Genomic DNA, 12,042 nt, shown 5'->3' with positions numbered 1-12,042 from the left:
GGTCCCTTCCGCTTCGTCCAGTATGAGCGCGGTCAGTTCGTGATCGCCGAGCGCAATGCCGCTTACTGGCGCAAGAACACGCCTTACCTGGACCGCGTGGTGTGGCGCATCGTCACCGACAAATCAGCCGCTGCCGCCGCGATCGAAACCGGCGAGGCACAGCTGACCACCTATTCGCACGTGGGGCTGGCCGACCTCGAGCGCTTCAAGAAAGACGGTCGCTTCAAGGTGTCCACCAAGGGCCTGGAGGCAAATTCGTACAACAACACGCTGGAGTTCAACGTGCRCCGCAAGGAGCTGTCGGACGTGCGGGTGCGCCGCGCCATCGCGCACGCCATTGACGTGGAGTTCTTCATCAAGAATTTCCTGTACGGCACCGCCAAGCCGGCCACCGGCCCGATCCCCTCGACGTCGTCCTTCTATCCGGGTGGCAAGCAGCCCTACCCGTTCGACCGCAAGCGCGCCGAGGCCCTGCTCGACGAAGCCGGCTTCAAGCGCGGCGCCGACGGCAACCGCTTCACGCTCAAGCTGGTGCCGATCCAGAACGGCGAGGACGTGCCGCTGTTCGCCACCTTCGTGCAGCAGTCGCTGGCCCAGGTGGGCATCAAGGTCACGGTGCAGCAGCTCGACATCGCCGGCGCGCTGTCGACCGTCTACCGCGACTGGAATTTCGACCTGGCCACGGGCTGGCACCAGTACCGCGGCGATCCGGCGGTCTCGACCACCGTCTGGTACCGCTCCGGCAGCCCCAAGGGCGCGCCCTGGACCAACCAGTACGGCTGGCAATCGGCCAAGGTCGACAAGCTGATCGACGATGCCGCTTCGGAAATCAACCCGGCCAGGCGCAAGGCGCTCTATGCCGAATGGGTCAAGGAGGTCAACGACGAGCTGCCGGTCTGGATGGTGACGGAGCGCGAGTTCTACTCGATCACCAGCAAGCGCGTGCACAACGACCACAACACGCCGCGCTGGCCCTCCAGCAGCTGGTATGACACCTGGCTTTCGGCCTGAGCCGGCCATGCGTGTGTTGTTGCTCGCGCTGCGCAGGCTGGCCGCCAGCCTGCCATCCCTGCTGCTGATCCTGTGCGGCCTGTTCCTGCTGCTGCAATTCGCCCCCGGCGACACCGTCGACGCGCTGGTGGCGGAGATGGGTGGCGCCGATGCGGCGGTCATTGGCCAGTTGCGGCAGTTCTACGGACTGGACGCCTCCACCACGGTGCAGCTCGGCCGCTACCTGTGGCGTCTCGTGCATCTGGACCTGGGCTACTCCGCCATCTATGGCAAGCCGGTGGCAGCGGTGATCCTGGAGCGCCTGCCAGTCACGCTGCTGCTGATGGGCTGTGCCCAGGTGCTGGCCGCCGTGTGCGGCGTCGCGCTTGGCGTCGCCGCGGCGCGCCGGGCCGGCCGCTGGCCGGATACGCTGGTGTCCATGCTCGGCCTGGTGTTCTATGCCACGCCGTCGTTCTGGTTCGGCCTGATGGGCATCGTGGTGTTCGCCATCCACCTCGGGTGGCTGCCGCCGGGCGGCTACATGGATGTGGCCGCAGGATACAAGGGGCTGGAGCGCATCGCCGACATCGCGTGGCACCTGGTACTGCCCACCGTGACGCTGGCGCTGATCTACCTGGCCATCTACCTGCGCATCATGCGCGCGTCGATGCTCGAAGTGCTGAGCCTGGATTTCGTGCGCAGCGCACGTGCCAAGGGGCTGGCGGAATACGCGGTGCTGGTGCGGCATGTCTTGCGCAACGCGCTGCTGCCGCTGCTGACGCTGGCGGGGCTGCAGTTCGGCACCATGCTGGGCGGCTCGGTGGTGATCGAGAGCGTGTTCGCACTGCCCGGCCTGGGCCGGCTTGCCTATGACTCGGTGGTGCAGCGCGACCTGAACACCCTGCTGGGCATTGTCTTTATCAGCGCGCTGCTGGTGATCGCGATCAATTTCATTGTCGACATGCTGTATGCGCTGCTCGACCCCCGCATCCTTCACGAACGCAAGGCATGAAGCTGCTCCAACGCTATCTGCGCAACCCGGCCGCCTTCGTCGGCCTGCTGGTGTTGCTGGCGGTCATCGCCATGGCGGCCTCCGCCCCGCTCTTGTTCCCGGCCGACCCGCTTTCGCTGGCCGGGCGCCCGTTGCAATGGCCGCTGGAGGACCCGCGCTTCTGGCTCGGCACCGACCAGACCGGCCGCGACATTGCCGCCCAGATTTTCCATGGCGCGCGCGTATCGCTGCTGATCGGCTTCGTGGCCACGCTAATCGCCGTCTGCATCGGCATCCTGATCGGGGCGTTCGCCGGTTATTACGGCGGCTGGGCCGACAACCTGCTGATGCGGCTGACCGAAGGCTTCCAGACGTTGCCCAGCTTCCTGTTGCTGCTGGTGCTGGTTTCGGTATTCGGCTCCGGCATCGCCACCGTGACGCTGGCGATCGGGGCCGTATCCTGGCCCGCCACGGCACGGCTGACCCGTGCCGAGTTCCTGACGTTGCGCAACCGCGACTTCGTCCACTCGTGCCGCGCGCTGGGCATGCGCGACCTGCAGATCATCTTCCGCGAGATCCTGCCGAATGCGCTGCCGCCGGTGGTGGTGTACGCCAGCGTGGTGATGGCGCTGGCCATCCTGCTGGAAAGCGCGCTGGCCTTCCTCAACCTGTCCGACCCGAACGTGGCCTCCTGGGGCAACCTGATCGGCGGCGGGCGCGGCGTGCTGCGTTCGCAATGGTATGTGTCGGCCATCCCCGGCATCGCCATCCTGCTGACCGTGCTGGCGGTGTCGCTGGTCGGACAAGGCCTGAACGATGCACTCAACCCCAGGCTGAAGCGCCCATGAGCGGACCCTTGCCCTTTCTTCTCAGTATCGACGCGCTGAGCGTCGCCTTGCCTGCCGGCGCCGATCGCGGGCTGGCGTTGAACAACGTCTCGCTGGCGCTGGCGCCTGGCGAAGTCCTGTGCGTGGTCGGCGAGAGCGGCTCCGGCAAGTCGATGACCGCCGGCGCCGTGCTTGGCTTGCTGCCCGACGGGGTGCGGCGCAGCGCCGGCCACATCCTGTTCGAAGGCCGCGAGCTCACGGCCCTGTCCGAAGCCGGGTTGCGGCGCATACGCGGCGCCCGCATCGGCATGATCTTCCAGGAGCCGATGACGGCGCTCAACCCGCTGCGCACCATCGGTGACCAGATTGGCGAGGTGTTCCGCACCCACACCCGGCTGGGCAAGGCGGAAATCGCGCGCAAGGTGCTGAGTCTGCTGGAAGACGTACAGATCCCGCAGCCACATGCTGCCGCCGGCGCCTACCCGCACGAGTTGTCGGGCGGGCAGCGCCAGCGCGCCATGATCGCCATGGCGCTGGCGCTCGAACCCAGCCTGCTGATTGCCGACGAGCCCACCACCGCGCTCGACGTCACTACCCAGGCCCAGATCCTGCGGCTGATCCGCGAACTGCAGAAGCGCAAAGGCACGGCGGTGCTATTCATCACGCATGACTTCGGCGTGGTGGCGGAGATCGCCGACCGCATCGCGGTCATGCGCCAGGGGGAAGTGGTGGAAACCGGGCCCGCCGCCGAGATCCTGGCGCGGCCCCGGCACCCCTATACCCAGGCGCTGCTGGCCGCCGTGCCCGCGCTGGAGCCGCCGGCGCCACGCGTGGTGGCGGGTGACACGCTGCTCGCCATCGACGGTATCGGCAAGACTTATCGCAGCGGCAGCTGGCTCGACCGGGGCCAGCGCCAGGTCCATGCACTCGACCAGGTCTGCCTGACGCTGCCGCGCGGCGGCGCGCTGGGCATCGTGGGCGAGAGCGGCTCCGGCAAGAGCACACTGGCACGTTGTCTGGTGGGACTGCTAGACCCGGACCGCGGCAGCCTGCGGCTCGATGGCGAAGATCTTCTCGCCGGCGGCGCGGCGCGGCGCCGGCAACGCGCCCGCCGTATCCAGATGGTGTTCCAGGACCCGTTCGGTTCGCTCAACCCGCGCCGGCGCGTGGGGGAACTCGTTGCGCAGGGACCGCTGATTCACGGGGAGCACCCGCTGCGGGCACGCCAGCGAGCGGCTGAGCTGTTCGAGCTGGTGGGACTGGACCCCAGCGCGCTCGACCGCTATCCGCATGAATTCTCCGGCGGCCAGCGCCAGCGTATCGGCCTGGCCAGGGCGCTGGCGCTCGAGCCTGACGTGCTGGTGGCCGACGAGCCAGTCTCGGCGCTGGACGTCTCCGTGCAAGCCCAGGTCCTGGCGCTGCTCGACGACCTGCGCTCGCGCACCGGCTTGTCGCTGATCCTGATCACGCACGACCTGCGCGTGGCCGCCCAGGTCTGCGACCGCGTCGCCGTCATGAAGGACGGGCGCGTGGTGGAGCAAGCGGCTACCGCAGCGCTGTTTGGCTCGCCCCGCCATCCRTACACGCAGGCCTTGCTGGCAGCGGTGCCGGGCAGGCAGGCGGTGGCGGGCCGGGCAAGGGCCGCTGGGGTCTCGCCTGCCTGCGCCGAACCCGATGCGGTGCAGGCAGGCCTCTGGTGATCCCCTGGCTGAACGCCACAAAGCCCGTCGTCCTGGCCCGTTCCGGTACCCACTTGCATTTGCCAGGCATTCGCCTATGATCTTGTAAACCGATTTACTAAATCGTTTTACTAAAGTGTTGATTAAGACGGCGAGGACGCGGAATGTATCGAAGCCATGCAAGACGGCTGTCATGCGCACGATCTGCCTGACGCACGGGCCCAGCGCGCGTGCGCTGTACTTCAGCGGCCGCGCGCTCGCCAGGCTCGGTGCGGTGGCCACTCTCAGGCTTAATGACAGCGAGGCCGGGCTCGCGCCGGACGAACTGGCAAGCGCCGCGGCCGGCTGCGACATCATTGTCGCCTCGCGCGAGTTGGCGGTGCCCGCCGCGGTGTTCCAGGCACTGCCGGACCTGGTGGCGGTGTGCCGGGTTGCCGTGGACATACGGGAGATCGACGTCCAGGCGGCGAGCCGTCACGGCGTCCTGGTAACGCGAGCCTCGCCCGGCTTCGCCGCCTCGGTGTCCGAATGGGTGGTGGGAGTGATGATCGACCTGGGCCGCGGCATCAGCCGGGCCAGCGCCAGCTATCACAACTGGGGCCACGCGACGCCCGCGATGGGCTGCGAGCTGCGGGGCGCCAGCCTCGGCATCGTGGGCTACGGCACCATCGGCCGCTATCTCGCCTCGCTCGGCCGCGCACTCGGCATGAAGGTGCTGGTCAGCGATCCCTATGCGGACGTCGATGACCTCGCGCTGGAGCGCCTGGACTTGCCCACCCTGCTGTCGCGCGCCGACTTCGTGGTCTGCCTTGCGGCGGTCATGCCGGGCACCCTCAATCTGTTCGATCGCGGCGCCTTCAGCGCCATGAAGCGCGGCGCCTGCTTCATCAACGCCTCACGTGGTGATCTGGTGGATGAGCCGGCACTGCTGCACGCGCTGAACCGGGGGCATCTCGGCGGGTGCGCGCTGGATGTCGGGCGGGGGCACGATCAGACACCCTCCCTCGCCCTGGCCCGCCACCCGCTCGTCATCGCTACGCCGCATATCGGCGGGCTGACGCCGCAGTCCGCCGAACACCAGGCCATGGATGCCGTGCGCCAGGTGGAAGACCTGCTGCGCGGACGCATACCCGATGGCGCCGTCAACGCCGAACATGCCAGCAGGTTGCCGCGCCTGCGCGGTGTGCCCGCTGGCGGACATGCGCAGGATGCCGGCAAATAGCCCGGCGCCTGCAAGGAAGTCATGGCCCGTGGCAATGACCGCGGACCAGGAAGCGGGAGTCATGGCATCGGGACGGCCCGGTGCGCGGGGATTCTCGCCAGAAAAGCGCGGAGGAACGACATGGTGACTGACAAAGCGGAACGGCGGCTCGCGGGGCCCGCCTGGACCTGCACGGAGGGAGAATATGCGATTGACGTGGATATCTTGCCGGTGGAGGACGGCCGCTGGGGCGCACTCGTCCGCTTATGCAAGCCGGGCAACGGCATGGAGCTCTCCTCACAATTCATGCTCAACCGGACTTTCGACAATCGGATCATGGCGCTGGCCTACACGCTGGCGCTGACGCGCGAGTGCGTGCAACAATTTGCTCCCGCCACAGCCGCGTCGATCGCCCGCATGCTGACAACCGGGAGCACCGGCAAGGCTTGTTGACGCTGCATTGCAAGAATGGCAGCATTCCCGGCTTCGGGGGGGCTGCCCACTTTGTCACATTCGCCCGCGCTCACCGCGGGTCCTGGAGTTTCCTAGTCATGCGTGTTGCATTTATCGGCCTGGGTGTCATGGGCTATCACATGGCGGCCCATCTCGCCGCCAAGGGCCATCAGGTCACCGTGTACAACCGCACGGCAAGCAAGGCCGAGCAGTGGGTCGCGGCCTTCGGCGGCAAATCGGCGGCCACCCCGGCGCTGGCCGCCCGGGACGCCGAAGTGGTCTGCTCCTGCGTGGGCAATGACGATGACTTGCGCGCGGTGCTCACCGGCGCCAATGGTGCTTTCGGCACGGCGCCGGCAGGCTGTGTGTTCGTGGATCACACCACCGCCAGCGCCAATGTCGCGCGCGAGTTGTACGCCGCCGCCGGCGAGCGCGGGCTGCACTTTGTCGATGCGCCGGTGTCGGGCGGCGAAGTCGGCGCGCAAAAGGGCATCCTGACCATCATGTGCGGCGCCGACGAGGCCGTGTTCACCCAGATCGAGCCGGTGCTGGGCGCCTATGCGCGCGCGGTCACCCGGATCGGCGGCGCGGGCGCCGGCCAGCTGGCCAAGATGGTCAACCAGATCTGCATTGCCGGCCTGCTGCAGGGCCTGTCGGAAGCCATCGCCTTCGGCGAGCGCGCCGGGCTGGACATGAAGGTCGTGCTCGACGTGATCAGCAAGGGCGCCGCGGGCTCGTGGCAACTGGAAAACCGCGGCCCCACCATGATCGAAGGCAAGTTCGACTTCGGCTTCGCGGTGGACTGGATGCGCAAGGATCTCGGCCTCTGCCTGGACGAAGCACGCCGCAACGGCGCCAGCCTGCCCGTCACGGCTGTGGTCGACCAGTTCTACGCGGACCTGCAGCAAGACGGCTGCGGCCGCGCCGACACCTCCGCGCTGATCAAGCGCTTGCGCTAACAGTTGGCGGGCAGCCTTTGCCCGCTGACTTCCCCTTCCGCCTGGACCGCCTCCCTCCCTGACGCCGCGCTCGCGGCGTCGTCCAATTCCTACATCCTTATCAGAGGCAGCCCCGCTGGTGCCGCCAACCTGCCCGGCTATCTTGTAGGCATGGCTGGTGTACCTGTCACGCAACCGGCACCACGCATCAAGGAGACCAACATGCTGAGACTGGCAAGCGCGCTCATCGCGGGCGCGGTACTTCTGATCGGGCTGAACGGCTGTACCGCTACCGGCGCCGTGGCCGGCGGTGTTGCAGGCCATGAACTGTCGCACGGCAATACGGCGGCAACCATCGGCGGCGCGGTGGCTGGCGGCGTCATCGGCCACGAACTGGGCAAGTAACGCTGGCCCCGGTCCGCACCGCATTGCATAGCCCGCACAGAACAACCATAAGCACCCCATAGGCATCCCATAAGCACCTCACGCTTATCCATTCGTCAAGGAGCCCGTCATGGCCATCGGTACGATCTTGCTTATCCTCCTCGTCCTGCTGCTCGTCGGCGCATTGCCAACCTGGCCGTACAGCACCGGGTGGGGCTACTACCCAAGCGGCGGCCTCGGACTGGTCCTGCTGATCATTGTGGTCCTGGTCGTGATGGGTCGGCTATAGAGACAGAGACCTGTGGAAATCCGTATTCGCTCAGGGAAACAAGGGCGCCCCGCTGGCATCGGCGGGGCGCCCTTTATTATTTTCATCGCTGAAAGAATGCGGGTTCCCCGCGCGGGATTGTCCCGCCGCCTCGTCAATAGGACTTCGGCAAACCCAGCACGCGCTCGGCGATATGGCACATGATCAGTTGCGCGCTGACCGGTGCGATGCGCGGGATATACGATTCGCGCAGGTAGCGCTCCACCTGGTACTCGCGCGCATAGCCCATGCCGCCCAGCGTCAGGACCGCGGTCTGGCAAGCCTGGTGGGCGGCTTCCGCCGCCAGGTACTTGGCGGTATTGGCTTCTGCGCCGCAGGGCTTGCCCTGGTCATACAGCCACGCCGCTTTCCAGACCATCATGTCGGCCGCTTCCAGCGCCATCCAGGCCTGCGCCAGCGGATGCTGGATGCCCTGGTTCTGGCCGATCGGGCGGCCGAACACGGTGCGCTCCCTGGCATAGCGCGTCGCCGCTTCCAGCGCGACGCGGCCGAGGCCGACGGCTTCGGCCGCAATCAGGATGCGCTCAGGGTTCAGGCCATGCAGGATGTATTCGAAACCGCGCCCCTCTTCTCCGATGCGGTCTTCCACCGGCACCGTCAGGCCGTCGATAAAGAGCATGTTCGAGTCCACGGCGGCACGTCCCATCTTGTGGATCTCGCGCACCTCGATGTGCTTGCGGTCCAGCGCGGTGTAGAACAGGCTCAGGCCCTGGGTCGGCTTGGCCACCTGCTCCAGCGGCGTGGTGCGCGCCAGCAGCAGCATGCGGTCGGCCACCTGGGCGGTGGAGATCCAGATCTTGCGGCCGTCCACGCGATAGCTGCCACCATCGGCCGACAGCACGGCCTGGGTCTTGAGATGAGTGGTGTCGAGCCCGGCATCGGGTTCGGTCACGGCGAAGCAGGCTTTCTCCTGCCCGGCGATCAGCGGCGGCAGCGCCGCCTCCTTCTGGCGCTCGTTGCCGAACACCACCACCGGGTTGAGGCCGAACACATTCATATGGATGGCCGACGCGCCGGAAAAACCGGCGCCGGACGCCGACACCGTCTGCATGATCAGCGCCGCCTCGGTAATCCCGAGCCCGGCGCCGCCATAGGCCTCCGGCATCGCGATGCCGAGCCAGCCCGCCTTCGCCATGGCCTGGTGGAATGCATGGGGGAACTTGCCTTCGTCGTCGAGCCCCGACCAGTAGTCGGCGCCAAAGTCGCTGCAAATCTGCGTCACCGCCTCGACGATGGCGCGCTGTTCGGGGGTTCTTTCAAAGTTCATGCTTGCCTCATTCCGGCTGGATGCCGGCGTCCTTGACCAGCTTGGTCCACTTGACCAGTTCGCCGGCGACGAAGCCGGCAAACTGCTTGGGCGTTTGCCCGAATGCTTCAAACCCCAGCGCCTCGAAACGCGGCGCCACTTCCTTGCTGGCGGCGATGCGGGACAGCTCGCGGTTGAGCCGCTCGACCACGTCCGCCGGCGTCTTCGCTGGCGCGAACACGCCGTTCCAGGAGGTAATGTCGAACCCCTTCAGCTCAGACGTGTCTCCCAGCGGCGGCAGGTCCGGCAGCAGGCGGCTGCGCTGCGCCGTGGTCACCGCCAGCGCGCGCAGCTTGCCTGCCTTGACGTTGGCAATGCCGGCCGCCACGTCGACGAACATCATCGGCACCTGCCCGGCAATCACATCCGTCATGGCCGGCGGCGTGCTCTTGTACGGCACGTGCAGCAGGTCCAGCCCGGCCATGCGGCCCAGGGTGGCGCCCGACACGATGCCGGTGCTGTTGCCGCTGGCGTACGACATGCCGGGATGAGCGCGCGCGTAGGCGATCAGTTCCGGCACCGTCTTGACGGGCAACTTGGGATTGACCACCAGGATGAAGGGCAGGTTGCCCATGCGCGCCACCGGCGTGAAATCGCGGATCGGGTCATACGGCAGCTTCTTCATCAGCGAAGGGTTGGCCGAATGCGTGGTGTTGGTGGTCATGAACAGCGTGTAGCCGTCAGGCGCGGCCTGCGCGACGATTTCAGCGGCGATGGCGCCGTTGGCCCCGGGACGGTTGTCCACCACCACGTTGGCCTTGAGCGCATCGCCCAGTTCCTTGGCCGTGATGCGGGCTACCGCGTCGGTGCCGCTGCCGGCGGCGAAGGGCACCACCATGCGGATCGGCTTGCTGGGATAGGCATCGGCCGCCGCCGCGTACGGCGCCGCGGCGAGTGTCAGCAATGGCAGCGCCGCGCGCAGCAGCGTGGTAAATCTTGGCATCGTGTTGTCTCCTGCTTCTTTCTGGTTAGCGATCCCTCTGCGATGGATCCGCTTTGTGGTGGTGGCTTGGAACCGACGGCCGGACTAACACCCGGACCGGCAGCCCCGCCGCTTCATGGCGCGGTCTTTTCTTTATAGTTCGTGTCCTTCACCAGCTTGGCCCAGCGCGCGGCGTCGTCGGCAATGATGGTGGCGAACTGCTCGGGCGTACTGCCGACGGCTTCATAGTCGATGGCGGCGAGGCGCGCCTTGATCTCCGGCATGGCCACGATCCGGACGATTTCCTGGTTCAGCCGCGTAACGATTTCCTTTGGCGTGCCCGCCGGCGCCAGCAAGCCAGCCCAGGAATTGAAGTTCATGCCCTGGATGCCGGCTTCCTGCATGGTCGGGACATCCGGCAGCGCCGGCGAGCGCCTGGACGACAGCACTGCCAGCGGGCGCAGCCGGCCCGCGCGGATCATTGCCATCCCGTTAAAGGGGTCGATGGTCATGTCGACCTCGCCCGCCACCACCGCCTGCATCTGCGGGCCGGTACCCCGATAGGAGACGCTGACGACATCCGGCGTGCCGGCGGTTGTCTTGAAGGTTTCCCCGATCAGCTCGATCATGCTGCTGCCGGCCGACAAGCTCAGCGGACGGCTCTTGGAACGCGCCAGCCCGACAAACTCCTGCACGGTCTTGGCCGGTACCGACGGGTGGACCACCATGACGAAGCCGATGCTGCTGATCAGGCTGATTGGCGCGAAGCTTTTGAGCGGCTCGTAGCCGGCCTTGTAGAGGACAGGGCTCAGCGTCTGCGCGCCGGCGGTGTTCAGCAGCAAGGTGTAGCCATCCGGCGCGGCACGCGCGACCTGGTCGGTGCCGATGATGCCGTTGGCGCCCGGCCGGTTCTCCACCACCACCGGCTGCTTCAGGGCCTCAGACAGCTTCTGCGAGACCAGCCGGGCCACCACATCGGAGGCTCCGCCCGGCGCGTAAGGCACCACCATGCGGATCGGCTTGCTGGGATAGGCGCTGCTCCAGGCCAGGGCCGGCGCAGCACTCCAGATCGCGGCGCACAGCATCAGGCGGCGTCGGGAAGACAGTTTCATCGGGATCTCCTCCAGGCTTCAACTACGAACGTCCGTTCGGCTGCGGGCAACCGCCCGGGACGGGGCAATGCTCAGGCGGGACGGATCACGCGATCCGGGGATTCCTCATAAGGCGGGGCGTAGATCACCAGCAGCTTGACGGGCTCGTCGCTGATGACGGTGAACACGTGCATGGATCCGGCGGGGAAGAAGCAGCAGTCGCCGGGCCCAAGCTCGCGCGACTGGCCGTTCACCTCGGCGAGCGCCCTGCCCTCCAGCACGTAGCAAACCTGCTCGATACCGGGATGGGCGTGCGGCAAGGCGCCCTTGCCGCGCTCGATGGTGCCGTGGATCACCTCAAGCTGGGTGGCACCGACATTCTCGCGGCCAATGATGCGGCGGTTCAGCGTACCCACATGGTTGGCCGGGTGGTAGCCGGGCACGTCTTCGGCACGGACGAAGCAGGTCGGCGAGGACGAGGGGGATGTCATTGCAGTCTCCTTGCCAGTTTCGCCCCACCCAGGGAGGGCGACAGGCAAACCGATCATTTTTTCATGTTTGTGAATTTTATTTTATACCCATGAAAACAAACACGTCCAGCAAAGGTACGCCCAGCAAGCGCCTGATGGAAGTGGATGGCAGTTCTACCGCCAAAATTACCGTCCACAGATAGAAATATCCGGTTTAGCATTCTGTAGATGTAACAAAATTTGGCGGATATGGGTTCCGCCAGGGAGGGCGCGGAGCGCTGTTGGCATGAAGCCACGCAGGAACGGCACCGAATTGGGGGGACGCGCGAAGTGTGACGGGCGCCCGTCCTGGCCACGATGCCTGATTTGGCCGATTCCCGCCGCGGCGGGGGCGGCAAGGTGAATCGCGTAGGGCTGCTACAATCGCACCAAGTTTTTTTACTGGCTGGACACGATGGGCTT

At 66.7% G+C, this 12,042-nt stretch carries 13 protein-coding genes; 9 read left to right on the top strand and 4 right to left on the bottom strand.

From position 1 onward, the window contains the following. The 9 genes from AC1DKD_RS32440 to AC1DKD_RS32400 all read left to right on the top strand — a co-directional run. On the top strand, positions 1–1,011 hold a 1,011-nt coding region (locus AC1DKD_RS32440), incomplete at its 5' end, for an ABC transporter substrate-binding protein (RefSeq protein WP_477144166.1). Positions 1,012–1,018: 7 nt separating this feature from the next. Beyond that, positions 1,019–2,002: an ABC transporter permease gene (locus AC1DKD_RS32435; protein ID WP_441628523.1), complete on the top strand. Its 984-nt coding sequence runs from the start codon at positions 1,019–1,021 to the stop codon at positions 2,000–2,002. Further along, a complete protein-coding gene (locus AC1DKD_RS32430; RefSeq protein WP_441628525.1) occupies positions 1,999–2,829 on the top strand; it encodes an ABC transporter permease in 831 nt (276 codons plus the stop codon). Before AC1DKD_RS32435 ends, AC1DKD_RS32430 begins: the two co-directional genes overlap by 4 nt. Continuing rightward, positions 2,826–4,508 carry an ABC transporter ATP-binding protein gene (locus AC1DKD_RS32425; protein ID WP_441628527.1) on the top strand — a complete coding sequence of 561 codons (1,683 nt, stop codon included), beginning with the start codon at positions 2,826–2,828 and terminating at the stop codon, positions 4,506–4,508. Before AC1DKD_RS32430 ends, AC1DKD_RS32425 begins: the two co-directional genes overlap by 4 nt. Before the next feature lie 172 nt (positions 4,509–4,680). Next, complete coding sequence (locus AC1DKD_RS32420; RefSeq protein ID WP_441628529.1) at positions 4,681–5,709, top strand: NAD(P)-dependent oxidoreductase; 1,029 nt, start codon at positions 4,681–4,683, stop codon at positions 5,707–5,709. Between the two features lie 120 nt (positions 5,710–5,829). Then, on the top strand, positions 5,830–6,141 hold the full coding sequence (locus AC1DKD_RS32415) for a hypothetical protein (RefSeq protein ID WP_045241085.1): 312 nt from the start codon (positions 5,830–5,832) through the stop codon (positions 6,139–6,141). 98 nt (positions 6,142–6,239) lie between these two features. Then, positions 6,240–7,100, top strand: coding sequence for an NAD(P)-dependent oxidoreductase (locus AC1DKD_RS32410; RefSeq protein WP_035862799.1), 861 nt, complete (start codon positions 6,240–6,242; stop codon positions 7,098–7,100). A gap of 201 nt (positions 7,101–7,301) precedes the next feature. Further along, positions 7,302–7,484 carry a glycine zipper 2TM domain-containing protein gene (locus tag AC1DKD_RS32405; RefSeq protein ID WP_441628532.1) on the top strand — a complete coding sequence of 61 codons (183 nt, stop codon included), beginning with the start codon at positions 7,302–7,304 and terminating at the stop codon, positions 7,482–7,484. 109 nt (positions 7,485–7,593) lie between these two features. Then, positions 7,594–7,752: a DUF3309 family protein gene (locus tag AC1DKD_RS32400; RefSeq protein WP_441628533.1), complete on the top strand. Its 159-nt coding sequence runs from the start codon at positions 7,594–7,596 to the stop codon at positions 7,750–7,752. Positions 7,753–7,885: 133 nt separating this feature from the next. Here the strand turns inward: AC1DKD_RS32400 and AC1DKD_RS32395 are convergent, their stop codons facing one another. From AC1DKD_RS32395 to AC1DKD_RS32380, 4 genes are all read right to left on the bottom strand, one after another. Further along, entirely contained in the window at positions 7,886–9,058 is a 1,173-nt protein-coding gene (locus tag AC1DKD_RS32395) for an acyl-CoA dehydrogenase family protein (protein ID WP_441628535.1), read from the bottom strand. 7 nt (positions 9,059–9,065) lie between these two features. After that, positions 9,066–10,040 carry a Bug family tripartite tricarboxylate transporter substrate binding protein gene (locus AC1DKD_RS32390; protein ID WP_441628537.1) on the bottom strand — a complete coding sequence of 325 codons (975 nt, stop codon included), beginning with the start codon at positions 10,038–10,040 and terminating at the stop codon, positions 9,066–9,068. A gap of 113 nt (positions 10,041–10,153) precedes the next feature. Then, positions 10,154–11,131, bottom strand: a complete 978-nt coding sequence (locus AC1DKD_RS32385; protein ID WP_035862792.1) for a Bug family tripartite tricarboxylate transporter substrate binding protein — start codon at positions 11,129–11,131, stop codon at positions 10,154–10,156. 71 nt (positions 11,132–11,202) lie between these two features. Then, complete coding sequence (locus AC1DKD_RS32380; protein WP_441628538.1) at positions 11,203–11,601, bottom strand: cupin domain-containing protein; 399 nt, start codon at positions 11,599–11,601, stop codon at positions 11,203–11,205. Between the last annotated feature and the right edge of the window lie 441 nt (positions 11,602–12,042).

The organism is Cupriavidus sp. 05T313 (genome assembly GCF_056396665.1).
Note: the sequence above shows the minus strand (reverse complement) of the source record. Positions and strands in the feature narration are given on the sequence as shown.

Coding starts and splice junctions, on each gene's coding strand:
- AC1DKD_RS32435 (WP_441628523.1), top strand. CDS start 1,019: ATGCGTGTGTTGTTGCTCGCGCTGCGCAGGCTGGCCGCCAGCCTGCCA.
- AC1DKD_RS32430 (WP_441628525.1), top strand. CDS start 1,999: ATGAAGCTGCTCCAACGCTATCTGCGCAACCCGGCCGCCTTCGTCGGC.
- AC1DKD_RS32420 (WP_441628529.1), top strand. CDS start 4,681: ATGCGCACGATCTGCCTGACGCACGGGCCCAGCGCGCGTGCGCTGTAC.
- AC1DKD_RS32415 (WP_045241085.1), top strand. CDS start 5,830: ATGGTGACTGACAAAGCGGAACGGCGGCTCGCGGGGCCCGCCTGGACC.
- AC1DKD_RS32410 (WP_035862799.1), top strand. CDS start 6,240: ATGCGTGTTGCATTTATCGGCCTGGGTGTCATGGGCTATCACATGGCG.
- AC1DKD_RS32405 (WP_441628532.1), top strand. CDS start 7,302: ATGCTGAGACTGGCAAGCGCGCTCATCGCGGGCGCGGTACTTCTGATC.
- AC1DKD_RS32400 (WP_441628533.1), top strand. CDS start 7,594: ATGGCCATCGGTACGATCTTGCTTATCCTCCTCGTCCTGCTGCTCGTC.
- AC1DKD_RS32395 (WP_441628535.1), bottom strand. CDS start 9,058: ATGAACTTTGAAAGAACCCCCGAACAGCGCGCCATCGTCGAGGCGGTG.
- AC1DKD_RS32390 (WP_441628537.1), bottom strand. CDS start 10,040: ATGCCAAGATTTACCACGCTGCTGCGCGCGGCGCTGCCATTGCTGACA.
- AC1DKD_RS32385 (WP_035862792.1), bottom strand. CDS start 11,131: ATGAAACTGTCTTCCCGACGCCGCCTGATGCTGTGCGCCGCGATCTGG.
- AC1DKD_RS32380 (WP_441628538.1), bottom strand. CDS start 11,601: ATGACATCCCCCTCGTCCTCGCCGACCTGCTTCGTCCGTGCCGAAGAC.